The organism is Acinetobacter lwoffii (genome assembly GCF_024129435.1).
GTDB classification, from domain to species: domain Bacteria; phylum Pseudomonadota; class Gammaproteobacteria; order Pseudomonadales; family Moraxellaceae; genus Acinetobacter; species Acinetobacter lwoffii_F.
Map to the genome: position 1 here is coordinate 135,787 of NZ_JAMXXN010000002.1, position 15,824 is coordinate 151,610.

At 43.7% G+C, this 15,824-nt stretch carries 18 protein-coding genes and 4 tRNA genes; 16 read left to right on the forward strand and 6 right to left on the reverse strand.

Annotated elements, in window-relative coordinates:
• The first annotated feature begins 38 nt into the window (after positions 1–38).
• The 11 genes from NI455_RS01945 to panD all read left to right on the forward strand — a co-directional run bounded on the left by NI455_RS01945 (position 39) and on the right by panD (position 6,138).
• Positions 39–1,751: a tetratricopeptide repeat protein gene (locus tag NI455_RS01945; RefSeq protein ID WP_253112143.1), complete on the forward strand. Its 1,713-nt coding sequence runs from the start codon at positions 39–41 to the stop codon at positions 1,749–1,751.
• A gap of 7 nt (positions 1,752–1,758) precedes the next feature.
• Positions 1,759–2,337: a lipoprotein insertase outer membrane protein LolB gene (lolB, locus tag NI455_RS01950; protein WP_004645779.1), complete on the forward strand. Its 579-nt coding sequence runs from the start codon at positions 1,759–1,761 to the stop codon at positions 2,335–2,337.
• 21 nt (positions 2,338–2,358) lie between these two features.
• On the forward strand, positions 2,359–3,186 hold the full coding sequence (gene ispE / locus NI455_RS01955) for a 4-(cytidine 5'-diphospho)-2-C-methyl-D-erythritol kinase (RefSeq protein WP_253112220.1): 828 nt from the start codon (positions 2,359–2,361) through the stop codon (positions 3,184–3,186).
• Between the two features lie 2 nt (positions 3,187–3,188).
• A tRNA-Gln gene (locus NI455_RS01960) sits at positions 3,189–3,263 on the forward strand.
• A 28-nt stretch (positions 3,264–3,291) separates the two neighbouring features.
• Positions 3,292–3,366: transfer RNA gene (locus tag NI455_RS01965), tRNA-Gln, on the forward strand.
• A gap of 20 nt (positions 3,367–3,386) precedes the next feature.
• Positions 3,387–3,461, forward strand: a tRNA-Gln gene (locus NI455_RS01970).
• 92 nt (positions 3,462–3,553) lie between these two features.
• A tRNA-Gln gene (locus tag NI455_RS01975) sits at positions 3,554–3,628 on the forward strand.
• Positions 3,629–3,664: 36 nt separating this feature from the next.
• Positions 3,665–4,618, forward strand: a complete 954-nt coding sequence (locus NI455_RS01980; RefSeq protein ID WP_005103975.1) for a ribose-phosphate pyrophosphokinase — start codon at positions 3,665–3,667, stop codon at positions 4,616–4,618.
• Positions 4,619–4,716: 98 nt separating this feature from the next.
• Positions 4,717–5,013 carry a 50S ribosomal protein L25 gene (rplY, locus tag NI455_RS01985; RefSeq protein WP_004645781.1) on the forward strand — a complete coding sequence of 99 codons (297 nt, stop codon included), beginning with the start codon at positions 4,717–4,719 and terminating at the stop codon, positions 5,011–5,013.
• An 18-nt stretch (positions 5,014–5,031) separates the two neighbouring features.
• On the forward strand, positions 5,032–5,613 hold the full coding sequence (gene pth, locus NI455_RS01990; protein ID WP_004645783.1) for an aminoacyl-tRNA hydrolase: 582 nt from the start codon (positions 5,032–5,034) through the stop codon (positions 5,611–5,613).
• 144 nt (positions 5,614–5,757) lie between these two features.
• Positions 5,758–6,138 (forward strand): aspartate 1-decarboxylase, encoded by a 381-nt coding sequence (gene panD, locus NI455_RS01995; RefSeq protein WP_005265888.1) that lies wholly within the window; start codon positions 5,758–5,760, stop codon positions 6,136–6,138.
• A 68-nt stretch (positions 6,139–6,206) separates the two neighbouring features.
• Here panD and NI455_RS02000 read toward each other — a convergent pair whose 3' ends face one another.
• From NI455_RS02000 to NI455_RS02015, 4 genes are all read right to left on the reverse strand, one after another.
• A complete protein-coding gene (locus tag NI455_RS02000) occupies positions 6,207–6,773 on the reverse strand; it encodes a GDYXXLXY domain-containing protein (protein ID WP_253112222.1) in 567 nt (188 codons plus the stop codon).
• Complete coding sequence (locus NI455_RS02005; RefSeq protein WP_253112145.1) at positions 6,773–8,578, reverse strand: DUF2157 domain-containing protein; 1,806 nt, start codon at positions 8,576–8,578, stop codon at positions 6,773–6,775. Before NI455_RS02005 ends, NI455_RS02000 begins: the two co-directional genes overlap by 1 nt.
• A 90-nt stretch (positions 8,579–8,668) precedes the next feature.
• Complete coding sequence (locus NI455_RS02010) at positions 8,669–9,280, reverse strand: LysE family translocator (protein WP_253112147.1); 612 nt, start codon at positions 9,278–9,280, stop codon at positions 8,669–8,671.
• A 48-nt stretch (positions 9,281–9,328) separates the two neighbouring features.
• Positions 9,329–9,814, reverse strand: a complete 486-nt coding sequence (locus NI455_RS02015) for a DUF1289 domain-containing protein (protein WP_005252584.1) — start codon at positions 9,812–9,814, stop codon at positions 9,329–9,331.
• 189 nt (positions 9,815–10,003) lie between these two features.
• Here NI455_RS02015 and trhO point away from each other — a divergent pair, with 189 nt between their 5' ends.
• The 4 genes from trhO (at position 10,004) to NI455_RS02035 (ending at position 12,579) form a co-directional block, all read left to right on the forward strand.
• The gene (trhO, locus tag NI455_RS02020; RefSeq protein WP_004645789.1) at positions 10,004–10,936 is read left to right on the forward strand and encodes an oxygen-dependent tRNA uridine(34) hydroxylase TrhO; all 933 of its coding nucleotides are present in this window, start codon (positions 10,004–10,006) and stop codon (positions 10,934–10,936) included.
• A 206-nt stretch (positions 10,937–11,142) separates the two neighbouring features.
• Positions 11,143–11,421, forward strand: coding sequence for an FUSC family protein (locus NI455_RS02025; RefSeq protein WP_253112148.1), 279 nt, complete (start codon positions 11,143–11,145; stop codon positions 11,419–11,421).
• Between the two features lie 87 nt (positions 11,422–11,508).
• The gene (locus NI455_RS02030) at positions 11,509–12,126 is read left to right on the forward strand and encodes a DedA family protein (protein WP_253112150.1); all 618 of its coding nucleotides are present in this window, start codon (positions 11,509–11,511) and stop codon (positions 12,124–12,126) included.
• Positions 12,127–12,153: 27 nt separating this feature from the next.
• Complete coding sequence (locus tag NI455_RS02035) at positions 12,154–12,579, forward strand: ABZJ_00895 family protein (protein ID WP_253112152.1); 426 nt, start codon at positions 12,154–12,156, stop codon at positions 12,577–12,579.
• A gap of 71 nt (positions 12,580–12,650) precedes the next feature.
• Here NI455_RS02035 and NI455_RS02040 read toward each other — a convergent pair whose 3' ends face one another.
• Together NI455_RS02040 and NI455_RS02045 are read right to left on the reverse strand one after the other, a co-directional pair.
• On the reverse strand, positions 12,651–13,175 hold the full coding sequence (locus NI455_RS02040; protein WP_253112154.1) for a YecA/YgfB family protein: 525 nt from the start codon (positions 13,173–13,175) through the stop codon (positions 12,651–12,653).
• A 71-nt stretch (positions 13,176–13,246) separates the two neighbouring features.
• Positions 13,247–13,453: a PA3496 family putative envelope integrity protein gene (locus NI455_RS02045; protein ID WP_004280622.1), complete on the reverse strand. Its 207-nt coding sequence runs from the start codon at positions 13,451–13,453 to the stop codon at positions 13,247–13,249.
• A 351-nt stretch (positions 13,454–13,804) separates the two neighbouring features.
• On the opposite strand from NI455_RS02045, the gene rpoD reads away from it, so the two are divergent.
• Entirely contained in the window at positions 13,805–15,739 is a 1,935-nt protein-coding gene (gene rpoD / locus NI455_RS02050; RefSeq protein ID WP_224215688.1) for an RNA polymerase sigma factor RpoD, read from the forward strand.
• Positions 15,740–15,824: the final 85 nt, after the last annotated feature.

A 15,824-nucleotide genomic window follows, 5' to 3' on the forward strand; every position in this document is an offset into this window, starting at 1 on the left:
TCGGTGTCATAAAAAGCATTACTTGGATCAAGAAAAAATTGCGTCAAACAATTAGCCGTATCAACGGCCCTACAATTAAGCAATATTCTACCACATTCCTACTGGTGGGTAGCATGGCTTCGACTGCACATCTCTATGCAGCGGAAGCAGTTTACCATGCAAATCAAAATTATGATGCGATAAAACAAAGTATGATGGCTGAGTTTGCCATCGCTGCACATGACATTCCGACCGCTTTGCACAACTATACGGTGCTAGCGATCAAGAGCAATTCCACTTCAGTCAAGCAACGTGCGCTGAATGTCGCGCTGGAACATGATGATCTTCAGGCAGCACTAGATATCTCCACGCACTGGGTGGTACAAGAGCCGCAAGATGTCCCCGCTTTATTTTATTTATCACATATTGCCCTGAAAGCACATGAATATGAGCTGGCCGCTGAGACCTTAGAAAAAATCCTGCAAATTGATGACAGCGCCGATCTGGAAGAAATTCTCGCAGGGATTTCACCAGAAGGTACAGAAGACCGTACTTATCTGATTCAGGCCTTAAGTACCACCAAAGCCAAGGACAACCCGTCTATTCTGGTGCTGGTGGCCGGTCTGGAAGCGCAAAATGGTCAGCTCGAACAGGCTCTAAATACAGTTAACCGTGCCTTAAAAAAACGCCCGAATGCGACTGGATATATCCTGATGAAAGCCAATCTGCTCAATGCACTCGGCGATACTCAGGCGACACTGCAATGGTATGAAAAATCCAGCCGTAAACACCGCAATAATCTGGATGTGCGTCTGGCCGAAGTCAAATATCTGGTCAAGCTGAACGAAGCGACTTTGGCGCTAAAAAAACTGCAAGACATTCTAAAAAAATGGCCGACTGCCGAAGAAGCCCTGTTTATTGCCGGACTAACCAGTATCGACCTGGAAGAATACGAGAAAGCCGAAAAATATCTGGTCGAACTGCGTTATTCTGCGCAGTATCAAAATGAAGCATATTATTATCTGGCAGTGAATGCAGAACGCAAACAGCATTATGAAACGGCTAAAGCTTATTATCGTCTGGTCGATGGCAGTCTTTACACCGTCTCACGTCGCAACATGATCTCGATTTTCGCCCAGCAGGATAAGCTGCATGATGCGCTGCGTTTCTTAACACAGGAAAGAGTCAATTATCCACAACATGCCAGCTTCCTCTATCTGGCCCAGGCGGATATTTTGACGCGTATGCAGAATAAAAAAGCTGCTATTCGCCTGCTGGAAGAAGCCAGCAAAAACCTGCCCGATGACCCTGAACTGGTTTATTCGCAAGTCCTGTTGCTAGATCCCCATCAGGATCGCATCAAGCTGGATGAACTACTTAGCACTTTACTTAAAATTGAACCGAACAGTCCGACCTATCTGAATGCCTATGCCTATACCCTGGCGATGCAGAACCGTCGTCTCGAAGAAGCACGCCGCTATGTCGAACAGGCACTGGAATATGCACCGGAACAGGCATCCATTCTGGATACCTATGGTTATATCTGTTATTTACAGAATGACTTCGCCACAGCTGCGGACGTGTTATACAAAGCTTATCAGTTGAATCCGAATGTGAAGATTGGCGTGCGTTATGCCCGTTCCTTGTACATGAAAGGTGATCTACAACACTTCCATCAAGTGTTACAACAATTACAACAAAACCATCCAAATGACCCAGAATTGAAACAACTTAATTCGCTATTGTTAGCACCACAAACCAAAACGAGTTAATTAATTTATGCGCAATTTGAGCCAATTGGGCTGCTGTGCCTTTGCAGCCACTGCTTTATTTTTAACTGGCTGTCAGCAGATGATCAAGCCTCAAGCGCCTGCCACCCCGTCTGTACAGGCAGAGAATCAATTTCAGCTGCAAGGTAAAATTGGCGTTCGTACCCCTCAACAGACTGGCAGCGCATTCTTTACCTGGGTACAACAGCAGGAAGAATTCGATATTGAGCTCAGCGGTATCTTAGGTGTCGGTAAAACCCAGATTTCTGGCACACCGGGACAAGTGACCTTAAACAGCGCAAAAACCGGTGTGATTCAGGCAGCCAGTGCCGAAGAATTACTGCAACGTGCAACCGGCTGGCAAGCGCCGATCAGTTATTTAGTCGATTGGGTACAAGCCCGCCCTGCTACCACGACTGCCAAATTACAAAAAGATGATACACAGCGAATTAACCAGATTATCGAACAGGGCTGGACGGTCGATCTCAATTATAATGCGCAGGCCAAAATGCCAAACCGTTTGATTTTAAAGCAGTCACTTGGAAATGGTGCAGAAAACCGTATTACAATGATCATTGAAAACCGTTAATTGACCTGATTCCAGCCCATGATGATTCGTGTTCCCTCGCCTGCTAAACTGAATTTGTTTTTACATATCACCGGTCGCCGTGAAAATGGTTATCATGAGCTGCAAAGTATTTTTCAGCTGATTGACCTGTATGACTGGCTGGAGTTTGAACCAAGCGCCGATGATGCGATTCAGATTGAAGGTCTGGCCTCCGTCGATCTGCAACAGAATCTAATCTATCGGGCGATACAGTTGTTGAAGCCTTATGCCCAAACGCCGTGCGGACTAAAAATTCGTCTGGAAAAAAATATCCCGATGGGTGCAGGTCTTGGCGGTGGGTCTTCCAATGCAGCGACGACCCTGATTGTGATCAACCAGCTCTGGCAGTGCGGTTTAAATGTTGAGCAACTGGCAGATCTCGGGGTTAAACTGGGTGCAGATGTGCCGATATTTGTGCATGGTAAAAATGCCTGGGCTGAAGGTATTGGCGAACACTTAACATTCATAGACTTAGATCAAAAAAAATTCATTGTGTTAAAACCTGATTGTTTTATCAGCACTCAACTGCTTTTTTCGCAAAAAGCATTGACAAGAGACACGAAGAGCACTAAATTTTGCGCCTATCAGGAAACGCCATCTGATTTTGGAAATAACTTTGAGCCACTGGCAAGAAGCTTATATCCTGAAGTCGATGAAGCAATGCAATATCTCGACCAGTTCGGAAAAGCAAAGCTTACAGGTACAGGTGCTTGTGTGTTTATTGAAGTCACTGAAAATCTGAATATCGAAGATATTCTTGCAAATGCACCATGTAAAGCTTACCTGGTCAACAGTTTACAAGAATCACCTTTAGTTCAGTTTAAAGTGTAGATAGGGGTATCGCCAAGTGGTAAGGCACCGGGTTTTGATCTCGGCATCCGTTGGTTCGAATCCAGCTACCCCTGCCATTCTTCACCTGTAGATGTACTGTATATTAGGGGTATCGCCAAGTGGTAAGGCACCGGGTTTTGATCTCGGCATCCGTTGGTTCGAATCCAGCTACCCCTGCCATCTTACAGTTCATCAAATTTAGGGGCGTCGCCAAGTGGTAAGGCACCGGGTTTTGATCTCGGCATCCGTTGGTTCGAATCCAGCCGCCCCTGCCATTTTCTCGAAAAAAGACAGAACACTCATTTGCTGTAAGACTGTTAATTTACCTTGACACTTTACCGCAAAAATATTAAAGTTCTGCCGCATTAGGGGTATCGCCAAGTGGTAAGGCACCGGGTTTTGATCTCGGCATCCGTTGGTTCGAATCCAGCTACCCCTGCCATCTATTCCCATATATCCCAACCGCCAAGGGTGCTTCATGCCCAATCTTGTCGTTTTTAGTGGATCTGCGCATCCACAATTCGCTCAAAAAGTCGTAAGTCACTTACATATTCCTCTAGGCGCTGCCTCTGTAGGTCAGTTCTCTGACGGTGAAATTGCTGTCGAGATTACTGAAAACGTTCGTGGTAAAGACGTATTTATCGTACAACCTACTTGTGCCCCAACTAATGATAACCTGATGGAAATCTTAGTGATGGCTGATGCTTTGCGTCGTGCAAGTGCGGGTCGTATTACTGCCGTGATTCCTTATTTTGGTTATGCTCGTCAAGACCGTCGTCCACGTTCAGCACGTGTTCCAATTACTGCAAAAGTTGTAGCAGACATGCTCACTACTGTAGGCGTTGACCGTGTTGTGATGATCGACTTGCACGCTGACCAGATCCAAGGCTTCTTCGATATCCCTGTAGACAACATCTACGGTACACCAGCGCTACTTGCTGACTTGCGTCAACAATCGCATCACAATCTGATGGTGGTTTCACCTGACGTAGGTGGTGTCGTGCGTGCACGTGCTGTTGCGAAACAAATGGGCGATATCGATCTTGCAATCATCGATAAGCGTCGTCAAAAAGCGAATGAATCACAAGTGATGCATTTGATTGGCGATGTAAAAGATCGTGATTGTGTCATCGTTGATGACATGGTAGATACTGCTGGTACGCTTTGCAAAGCTGCTGATGCATTGAAAACTTTCGGTGCTCGCAAGGTTGTTGCATATGCAACGCATCCAGTACTTTCTGGTAAAGCGCTTGAAAACTTAAAGAATTCTGTGATTGATGAACTGGTTGTGACTGATACCATTCCTCTTTCTGATGAAGCTTTAGCACTGGGCAAGATTCGCCAGGTTTCAGTAGCCAGCATGGTTGCCGAAACGATTCGTCGTATTAACAACGAAGAATCTATTAGCGCAATGTTCGATTCTTATCTATAATAGAGCGCTGAATTTTCAAAGCCCTGCCATTTGGTAGGGCTTTTACTCACCAGACTGGTCGCAAGTCTGGTTCATTTAACTTAAATAGGATGTCTATCATGGCAAACTTCGTATTAAACGCAGCAGCACGTGAAGAAGCAGTTCAAGGGAAAGGTGCGAGCCGCCGCCTTCGTCTTCAAGCTAAAGTTCCTGCAATCATCTACGGTGGTGAAGCTGCTCCTGTAGCAATTACTGTTGAGCTTCGTCAGCTTGTTAAATTCTTAGAAAACAATTCATTCTTTGAAGAAGTTATCGAAATTGATGTAGACGGTAAAGTTGAAAGCGTGAAAATCCAAGCGTTACAACGTCACCCAGCTAAAAACACACCAATGCACGCTGACTTCAAACGCGCATAAGTGTTAATGGTGTAATTAGTGTCAAATATTTCACTGATTGTTGGTTTGGGTAACCCAGGTTCTGAGTATGCCCAAACCCGCCATAATGCAGGCTTCTGGTTTGTAGAACGCCTTGCAGACCAATATGGCATTACCCTCAAAAAAGACCCAAAATTCAATGGATTTAGCGGTCGTGGCAATATCGAAGGTCAAGACGTCCGTCTTCTTCTACCGACAACCTTTATGAACCTTTCCGGTAAAAGTGTTGTTCCTTTCGCCAAATTCTACAATATCGCACCTGAATCGATCCTGATTGCCCATGATGAACTGGACATGAATCCTGGTGTCATTCGCCTGAAAACTGGCGGTGGTCACGGTGGTCATAATGGTCTACGCGATATCGTGCCGCATATTGGTTCAAACTTCCATCGCCTGCGTATTGGCATTGGTCATCCTGGTGCCAAAGACCGTGTTTCCGGTCATGTACTCAGTAAAGCACCAAGCAGCGAACAGAATTTAATGGATGATGCAATTTCTCATGCCCTCGCCCGCACAAAAATGCTGGTGAATGGTGAAGTACAGCAAGCCATGAATCAAATCAACGCATATAAGCCGAACTAAACGTTCAAAAATTGCTGGACAATTCCGCTTGCCAGAAAGTTTATTTAAGCGCAAAATGCGTTTGCTCGATTGTTCACCATACAGCAAGCAAGATTGATTTAATCAAATGATCAAACTCTTAGGTCAACTCAGGGGACGCTAGCCATGCTATCTCGTTTATTAAAATGCAAAATTCACCGCGCTCACGTTACACATGCAGAACTACACTATGAAGGTTCATGTGCAATTGATGGCGTTTTGATGGATTTGGCTGGCATTCGTGAATACGAAGAAATTCATGTGTGGAACGTGACCAATGGTAAACGTTTTGCAACTTATGCAATTCGTGGCGAAGATAATTCAGGCATCATTTCAGTGAATGGTGGTGCTGCGCATCAGGCCGATGTAGGTGATATCGTGATTATTGCAACCTTTGGCGATTTCACTGAAGCTGAAGCGAATGCCCATCAGCCTCGTTTGGTTTATGCTACCCCAAACAATACAGTCAGCCACACCGCCAACTGTATTCCGGTACAAGTCGCATAATCTGATCAGACCAGATACCCAAAAGCTCGCACATTGCGGGCTTTTTTAATACCCGAATATTGACCTATTTAACTGCCCTCTCGCCAGCTTTTAGAGCTTTCACAGTTTAAGGGTTTTAATTGTTGATCCAGCAAATCAAATAACAAGGCCTTGCCATTTTCCTTCACTTTCAGCTCTGCAAATTTGGCGTTACGATAACAAGGCTCCAGACCCTCGGGGAACATGAAACTGTTAGCAGCAGGATACAAAGCCTCAAAAGTATTGCGTGGGTTTTTCAGCATTAATCGGGCTACACGTTCCGATTGATTGAGTGCACTTCGATCAAAACTGGTTTTAATAACTCTGCGCTGCTGATCCAGCTGCACATAACTCATTACATGTGATTGATTTTTAAAATCCTCAATCTTTATGTCAGAAACAGGCTGTTCGGAACCATTCTCCGCTGCCACTGCGCTAAAATGCAGATCATAGTTCAGTACCATATAATCCCCTTGCAGGATCGAACGCGGATCGACTGGTGCCAACTCGACAAAGATACTGTCGCTTTTGGCCAGATGCCATTCATGCTGGACAATTAAACCTACGAATAAAGCAATACTAAAAATACTCAGGTGCAGCGCCATAAACTTTTTCATCATGAGACCACTCCTGCTTTCAGCTGGAACTTCGGTGAACTCAACACATAAGCCAAAAGCAACACCAGCACACCTGAGGCAAAAATACTGACACTTTTAAATAAAAAACTTAGTCCCAGATTGTAATACAGCAGCCATAACCAGAAGATCAGTAGCAAAATGCTCAAGGCTTGTATCAGTCGTTGTTGATTCACCATTGCCCAGGCCATAAACACCAGAATGATAAAAATTTCAAAGTAACCCAATACAATTAGCAGAATTCCCACTGCTGGAATGAGCCAGAGTTGAATCCATGAAAATTGCTTCAGATGAATCCCGACAAAACTCAGCAGCCATATCGCTGGCAAAATATAGAAAATAATGGCTTCATCTATACCGCGTGGCTGCAATTGCTGAACCACACCAAATTGCAGTAAACATTGAAAAATAGCCGTCACCACCAAAATACTAATCATCCATAAATTCATGCTTTTGGCATAAGCTGAAGCGAGCCAGTATCTCGCAGTAAGCAAAGCTCCTGTCAGAATGCTGTAATTCAGCAGCATGATCCACGTCAGCAGGCGCTGATCCTGAAAAAATGCATGTTGGTCGACCAGAACTGCAATTCCCAGTATATGTGCAAGTAACAACTGCAACAGCACCACCAGCCAATGCATACGACTCATGATAGTCAGCAGCGTAATGCCGACTTGTATCAGCCAGATTAGCAATAGACTCTCTGTGAGTAATTGAGTATGAATCAATACCGCGGCCTGACCGCAAACCCATAAACAATAAGCCAATTGCCGCATAAAAACTGAGGGCTTGCTACGAATCAACCACCAGGCGACTGCGATAAAAATGATTCCCATCAGAATCGAAAAACTTTTCCAATAGGTCAGCAACAGCATGGCCAAGATCACACCAGCAATCCACGCGCCCAGAGCCAATGGAATGACCGAAAACCGGCTCTTGGGCAACAGCTTGATCAGCAGACCTGTAATAGCTGCGAACCAGCTGAATATCAGCAAAGCTAGTATCAATAAGCCAGCGGCAGAATCCTGTAAATATTGCTGAGTGAGATCAAAAATGAGAACACTAAAACTCAGGGCCAGTCCTGCAACAAGCAAACTGGTTTCAAGCTGTTGCTTTCGGGTATAGAAATAAACACTGAATAAAATAGGCAGAACCAGCACCGAAGCCAAATACCAGATCGAATCCGAGTCGATAAACCGGAACATACTTACTACTGAAATAAGCACCACGACAGCGATAAACAGATAGCGCAAAACCGGATAATAACGTAAGGCATAGATCATACTTAGCCCGGTCAACAGATTCAGACCGAGCAGATAAAGAGTTTCAGCACGCACCAGCCAAAAGCTTTGTTTAAAATAAAAATAGAGTGCTAACTGGCTGACCACACAAAATAATGCAAAGATCCCAATATTCGGCCGATACAGCCAAGGCAGCAACAGCAAAGCCCAAAGCAGAAATAACTGATAACTGTCAGCACCAGTCTGATAAATCTGTCCAATCACGGCCAGACTTAAGCCCAGCATTAGACCCGATACAGTATCCAGACTTTGTCTTAACTTTTCCCGCGCAGTGAAACGCACACTCAGCAATGCCGAACCCAGCAATAAAATTTGAGGAATAAACAGCTGGACAAATTTAGGCAACATCCACCAGTTTGCCGCCAGTAAATACACGATACTGACAGCGATCAGCGCCAGCCCAATGATGTAAAGAATTTGAATTACAGCAGGTTGAATAAATAACAGCGGGGAAAATGGACGGTCTGGCGATGGTACTGTTCTAGACATACTGATCTGTTCAATTTTTATTTGATTTCACCTTAGCATGATTTTTGCAGGATATGCCAGGCAGGAACAGTCCAAGTATGCTGTACATTTTTAAATCAGGATTTGATAAATTCCGTACCCTGCAATCATGAGCAGAATCATGCCGCACAATGCCAGCAAATGTGGATAGAGCCGAGAATGGGATAAGCGGTTAAAACCCAAATACACCACAGACAACGTCAAAAAATCCAGGATGATCCAGCTCAAAATCAGAATGATTAAACTTAAATCAAGATCCGAGGTAATTCCGATAAATTGCGGGAAAAAAGCCGCAAAGAAAATAATGTCCTTAGGATTGGAAATACCAACCAGAAAACCTTGTCGAAAACCGCCACGCACAGGAACTAGATTCCCCTGAGCTTGATCCTGCAGCTTAAAAATAACTTCACGGAAAATCTGCCAGCCCAGATAGCCAATATATAAACAGCCCAGCAGCTTAATGGCATCTAGCCATTGCTCATTAATGATCAACAAACCTTTCAAACTTAATACGGATAAAGCAATTAACACCAGAGAGGCGAAATTGGTACCAAAAATGGTTCTTAAAGCTGCCGTATAGCCACCTTTTAGACCGGCACTGGCCACCAGTAACATCACTGGGCCAGGTGTAGCGATCATCACCACAACAGCCAGACAATATAAGAAATATTCACTGATATTCATGCTATTCCCTCAGCTATTGTTGTTTTTGTGCATAAAAAAAAAGAGGACTTAGTCCTCCTCTTGTATATGAATCAGATGCTGACTGATGCCATCTGCCCGCAGAAAAGCCAGATCATAACTGGCGGTAGCCAAAGCCAAGATACGGCGCTCAAACTCATCCCACAACGGACGCACCTGCTTATAATGGATGCCCAAACCACTATCGTCGGTAAAATGCCGATTTTTTTCACACAGCTTTAAAGCATGATACAGTTTGCGCCCTTTGGAAGCATCATCACGCAAGCGTACCCGTTTCGACAGCACAAAGGCCTGCACTTTGACAAGATCAGCATGTGGCAACAGCGGCACCAGAATCTGATCCAGCTGCGCATCCAGTCGTTGCCACACAGCTCGATGCTGCTCAGCACTATACGTATTCCAGTGGATCACTTCATGATTAAAACGGCGACAACCACGACATACCGCATCACCAAATACGGTCGAGCAACGCCCTGCACATGGGGTTAAAGACGCAATACGACGATCTGAACTCAAAACACACTCCAAAGATACTGCAACTTTCAGTATCTGCATCACTGCACAAAATCCTGGGCCGGGCATGACTATACACCCTCTCCCCCATGAATTGAAGCCTGTTAAAAGACTTGCGTTTTACTCGCTTATTCACTCGAATCAAGCTAAAATATGCGCCTTTCAAATTATCATGCTACGTTGGAGTATTCCATGAACGCTACTGTAGAACAGCTTGCACCTGTAGAACAGCAAGCGACGACTGGTTGGGTTGTTGCCGCACTTTATCAATTCAAAGAAGTTCAAGATCCTGCCGATCTTCAGCAACGTCTTTTGGACCTGGTAAAATCCATAAACCTTTGCGGTACTCTAATTGTGGCAGGTGAAGGCATTAACGGTACGGTTGCAGGCGACCGTGCATCGATTGATCAAATTCACCAGTTCCTTCTGAATGAAGGTTTTAACGAAATGGAATACAAAGAATCAGACAGTTCTGAAAAGCCATTCCGTAAGATGAAAATTAAATTAAAAAAAGAAATCGTAACTTTAGGCGTGGAAGTGAAACCGCGTGATTTAGTCGGTCACTATCTTGATCCAAAAGAATGGAACGAACTAATTGCACGTGATGACGTGATTCTGGTCGATACACGTAACGATTACGAATATAAAGCCGGTACTTTCAAAGGGGCAATCGACCCAAAAACTGAAAGCTTCCGCGAATTCCCTGAATACGTGAAAAATAATCTGGAACAGCACAAAGACAAGAAAATTGCCATGTTCTGTACTGGGGGTATTCGTTGTGAAAAATCCACTTCACTTCTTCTACAAGAAGGTTTTACCGAAGTGTATCACCTCAAAGGCGGCATTCTAAAATACCTGGAAGAAACCCCGGCTGAAGAAAGCATGTGGGAAGGTGAATGCTTCGTGTTTGACGGTCGTACTGCCGTGACACATGGTGTTGAAGAAGGCCAAAACACCAAATGTCATGCATGTGGCTGGCCTTTACTTCCAGAAGAAGTTGCACTCCCAAGTTATGAACATGGTGTCTCTTGTGTGTACTGTATTGACAAAACCTCGGAGAAACAAAAAGAAGGTTTCCGTATGCGTCAATCACAAATTTTAGCAGCAAAACGCAAACGCCTCTAATTTGGCCTTTTGTAATGAAATATATAAAAACCCTCTTCGGGGGGTTTTTTGTTTACATAAAAATCACAACAGTAATAAAACTCTTACCAATTCCTTACCAAGAACCTCATTTTTTTCCAAACAAGATTGTTAGTCTAATGATACGGTAATTTACAAGCTAAGTCTTTCATTATTAACTGAAATTTTTAATTGAAAAGGAATATAAAATGGCAGGCTCACTTGCTCAAGATTCAGACAATCTGGTTCAATTTCAACCTAAAGAAAATATAAAGTTGCAACGGCTTCATCAAATTTCTGAAGAGCTTGAACAGCAGTCACATCTGTTCGTCGTTATCTTGGGAACCGTTATTGGCGCGATCTTGGCGCTTTTCATTGGTTACCATATCAATACCAGCATCATGCATTTTATCCTGCTGAGTATTTTGCCAATCTGCTTGGCCTATTTCTTACGTAAAGTTTATATTTATACCCTGACACATAGCTGATTCTGTCTGATCATTTATATTCCAAGACTTTACCGCACAAAAAATACTGCTTAGGATACAGGCAGTATTTTTTATTTTGCCAATCATATGAATCTGACTGAATGGATTATTTCCGTCATGGAGCAACTGGGCTACTGGGGCATTGCCCTGCTCATGTTCCTGGATAATGTCTTCCCGCCAATCCCTTCCGAAATTATTATGCCTTCCGCGGGCTATTCAGCCTCTCAGGGCGAGTTAATACTCGTCGGAGTGATCATGGCCGGCTGTATCGGCTCCCTGCTGGCAGCCGCCTTGCTGTACTGGATTGGCTATAAATTTAACCATGATTCTATTTTTAAATTTGTCGATCGTTATGGCAAATATTTATTTATTAAATCAGAGGATGTAAAAAAATCACTCAGTTGGTTTGAGCATTATGGTCATCGGATTGTGTTCTTTGGCCGCATGATTCCTGCCGTCCGCTCGCTGATCAGCATTCCTGCCGGCATGAGTCATATGCCCTTCTGGAAATTCATGTTCTATAGCGCACTTGGAACCATCATCTGGACCACATTTCTGGCCTGTGTCGGATTTTATTTTGGCGAAAACCAGCAGTTGATGCAGCAAATTTTTAGTAAAGTCAGTTATGTGATTATTGCCATTGTTGCGGTAATTATTATCTGGATTTTCTACCGTAGACAGCAGCGTAAAAATCGTCCATCCTGAGGAAGATCCCTTAAGGAGATTAAAACGATGTCGCATTATCTTAAATATTTTGCCACCGTTTATCTGACCTTGGTTCTACTGGTAGGCATACTCATCTATGTATTCAATCTAGGCGTCATTCTGCTGATTCCTGCCCTGATTGCTTCCGCCTTTCTCAGTGCCCGATACTTTGTTAAAAAAGAACTTCGTTTGCCGACTCAGGAAGAGAAAAGCAAACTGGTCTGGGGCTCTACTATCATTGCCATGACATTCGGGTTTATCTTTTTAGTTGTGGTCATCTGGATGAACCCGCAGACAGATGAGATTTATAGAACCATAGCCTATACAGGAAGAGGAACAAATTCATTCCTAGTGGCTGCAAGCATTGCCTTACATGCCTTGCTGTTCCATATCGCTTACAATGCTTATGCCCGTTATAGTCTGGCGAAGCGAACAGGCTTGGAAAGAAAATAGGATCGAGTAAATCTCAAAGATGCAAAAAGGCCAAAGCTAAAAAAAGCACCCTGCGGTGCTTTTTTTATGAATTATTCTGGAGTGTGATACATCAGATACAATTCATTTAAGTTTTCTGGAATTTCTTCTGCAAGCTCGTCCATTAACTGGCCATTGCGACGGAAAGTTTCCATTTGTGGATCTTCATCATCGATGCCACTGAAGACCATGATTGGCAGGGTTAAATCCACCAGTTGTTCTTCAAATTCTTCAGTAAACCAAGCGTCTTCGTTCAGGAACATGGCGTCTACAAAGCCCACACTCCAGTCACCCAAGCTTGATTCAGTATCTGCTTCTTCAATTTCAAACGGGAATGTAATCCCTTCTTCATTGGCTAAGCTTTGACGAATAGACTCTAACCATGCTTGCACCTGAATGATGATTTCTGCAGGCACTTTCTTTTGATTATTATCAAAAAGTTCGTCTAACCATTTGTCGAATTTTGGGCCTACTGCAATAGCACATAAGAAACCATGGGTTGCTGCGAAATCTAGACCATGTTCATTTTGGTCACCATCTAGATATTCACTCAACAGGTCTAAATCTAAAGCACTCATCTAACATCCAAACTTAGAAAACCGAAAGGTTTAGCATAGCATTTATTCAGGCTATGCTAAATCCGAATTCGTTAATCTTCGTCATCAAAATCGTCGTCATCGTCGAAGTCATAGTCAAAATCTTTGAGTTCGCGCTCTAAACGACGTTGGGTCAGCAGATCATCGATCAGACGACGTTTTTCCAACGACTCTTTAGCACTGAGCTTGCTAGAAGCCTCATCGAAATTAACATCATCTTCACCGAAGTTATCATCTAGTTCAAAATCTGTAGAAGACACTAAAACTTCCTCATGAGTGAAAAATGTAAAAGGATTTAAGCGCTATTTATCGTGCCTAAAATAACAAGTCAAGTTTTATTTGGATTTTCTTATTTTTAATTTGTAATTAGGGGTTTTTTCTGTCTCAATTGTGTGCCATGATATAATCCACCCTGCGTCCTTATGTTTTTTGATTCTCCTTTTTTGAGTCATAAACAGACACGCATGGGATGAACTTGAAAACAACAAATTCACCCCCATCTTAAATTACTGAATTTCATTTTAAATATTTTATCAGACAGCTTTCATGCTGAATTCTCTGATGAAATATATAGGCTATTCACTAAATTTAACGAGCTTAAATCGTGCAGCATTGTACGGTTTTTTACTGCCACAGATTCAACGAAGAGTAAGCAAAAGATGAGCGATATGACTTCCCCTACTTCTCAAGTAGCGGCTCTGATTAGCCGAGGCAAAGAACAAGGTTATTTAACCTTCGCTGAGGTTAACGATCATCTGCCGGACTCCATCACAGAAAGCGAGCAGATTGAAGACATCATTCAGATGCTGAATGATGTCGGTATTCCGGTACATGATCGCGCGCCTGAATCTGATGATACGATGTTCGAAGATACTGCAGAAGCGGCGGATGAAGTTGCAGAAGAAGAAGCTGCAGCCGTACTTGCATCGGTAGAAAACGAGCCAGGTCGTACCACTGACCCTGTACGTATGTATATGCGTGAGATGGGTACAGTAGAACTTCTGACTCGTGAAGGCGAAATCAGCATCGCAAAACGCATCGAAGAAGGTATTCGTGATGTTTTGCACTCGATTGCTTACTGGCCGAATGCTGTAGAAGTGGTACTGCAAGAATACAAAGATTATGAAGCGGGCGAACGCCGTCTTGCTGACCTTTTATCAGGTTATTTAGATCCTGAATCAGATGAAGAAATTCCTGAAGTTCTAGAAGAAGAAGCGGTTCTTGCTGAAGATGAGACTGACTCGAAAAAATCGACCAAAGACGTAAAACTGGACGATGATGAAGAGGAAGAAGAAGCAGACTCTGATGATGAATCAGAAGCAGATTCTGGTCCAGATCCTGAAATTGCCAAAGCGCGTTTCACTGAACTGGAAAATGCGTGGCTGAATACCAAAGCAACCATTGAAAAACATGGTCGTGACAGCAAACAGGCTGAAGAAGCTCTTCAGGCACTTGCAACTGTATTCATGATGTTCAAATTTACCCCGCGTCTATTCGATATCATTTCTGAAATGATTCGTGGTACCCATGACCAGATTCGTGGTGCAGAACGTGAAGTGATGCGCTATGCAGTACGTCGTGGCCGTATGGATCGTACCCAGTTCCGTACCAGCTTCCCGGGTCAGGAATCGAATCCAGCCTGGTTAGATGAGCAGATTGCGAAAACACCTGCAGACCAGAAAGCTTATCTGGAAAAAGTACGTCCAGACGTATTGGCCTTCCAGCAAAAGATTGCCGATATCGAGAAAGAGCTTGGCCTTGATGTAAAAGGCATTAAAGACATTGCCAAACGTATGGCCGTCGGTGAAGCTAAAGCACGTCGTGCCAAGAAAGAAATGGTTGAAGCCAACTTGCGTCTGGTAATTTCGATTGCGAAGAAATATACCAACCGTGGCCTGCAATTCCTGGATCTGATTCAGGAAGGTAACATCGGTCTGATGAAAGCCGTAGACAAGTTTGAATACCGTCGTGGTTATAAATTCTCGACTTATGCGACCTGGTGGATTCGTCAGGCGATTACCCGTTCGATCGCGGATCAGGCACGTACCATTCGTATTCCGGTACACATGATTGAAACGATCAACAAGATCAACCGTGTATCTCGTCAGCTTTTACAGGAAATGGGTCGTGAACCGACGCCTGAAGAACTGGGTGAACGTCTGGAAATGGACGAAGTTAAAGTACGTAAAGTACTGAAAATCGCCAAAGAACCAATTTCGATGGAAACACCAATTGGTGATGATGAAGATTCGCATCTGGGTGATTTCATTGAAGACAGCAACATCACGTCACCAATTGATGCTGCAACGTCTGAAGGCCTGAAAGAAGCGACACGTGAAGTTCTGGAAAACCTGACTGAACGTGAAGCCAAAGTCCTGAAAATGCGTTTTGGTATCGACATGCCGACTGACCATACTTTGGAAGAGGTGGGCAAACAGTTTGACGTAACACGTGAACGTATTCGTCAGATTGAAGCGAAAGCGCTGCGTAAACTTCGCCATCCATCGCGTTCAGAACACTTACGTTCATTCCTTGAGAATGATTAAGATTTGATGCTTATTCTGGAGACTTGAAATTTGATCATCAGTCTCCATTTAAGTAGCCAAGACAAACCCAAACGCCTGCATGATT

Bases quoted from the DNA above. Each gene is read 5' to 3' on its own strand.
- NI455_RS02025 (WP_253112148.1), top strand. From the start codon at position 11,143: ATGGCAGGCTCACTTGCTCAAGATTCAGACAATCTGGTTCAATTTCAA.
- NI455_RS02035 (WP_253112152.1), top strand. From the start codon at position 12,154: ATGTCGCATTATCTTAAATATTTTGCCACCGTTTATCTGACCTTGGTT.
- lolB (WP_004645779.1), top strand. From the start codon at position 1,759: ATGCGCAATTTGAGCCAATTGGGCTGCTGTGCCTTTGCAGCCACTGCT.
- rplY (WP_004645781.1), top strand. From the start codon at position 4,717: ATGGCAAACTTCGTATTAAACGCAGCAGCACGTGAAGAAGCAGTTCAA.
- NI455_RS02005 (WP_253112145.1), bottom strand. From the start codon at position 8,578: ATGTCTAGAACAGTACCATCGCCAGACCGTCCATTTTCCCCGCTGTTA.
- trhO (WP_004645789.1), top strand. From the start codon at position 10,004: ATGAACGCTACTGTAGAACAGCTTGCACCTGTAGAACAGCAAGCGACG.
- NI455_RS02030 (WP_253112150.1), top strand. From the start codon at position 11,509: ATGAATCTGACTGAATGGATTATTTCCGTCATGGAGCAACTGGGCTAC.
- NI455_RS02000 (WP_253112222.1), bottom strand. From the start codon at position 6,773: ATGAAAAAGTTTATGGCGCTGCACCTGAGTATTTTTAGTATTGCTTTA.
- panD (WP_005265888.1), top strand. From the start codon at position 5,758: ATGCTATCTCGTTTATTAAAATGCAAAATTCACCGCGCTCACGTTACA.
- NI455_RS02010 (WP_253112147.1), bottom strand. From the start codon at position 9,280: ATGAATATCAGTGAATATTTCTTATATTGTCTGGCTGTTGTGGTGATG.
- ispE (WP_253112220.1), top strand. From the start codon at position 2,359: ATGATTCGTGTTCCCTCGCCTGCTAAACTGAATTTGTTTTTACATATC.
- NI455_RS01980 (WP_005103975.1), top strand. From the start codon at position 3,665: ATGCCCAATCTTGTCGTTTTTAGTGGATCTGCGCATCCACAATTCGCT.
- NI455_RS02040 (WP_253112154.1), bottom strand. From the start codon at position 13,175: ATGAGTGCTTTAGATTTAGACCTGTTGAGTGAATATCTAGATGGTGAC.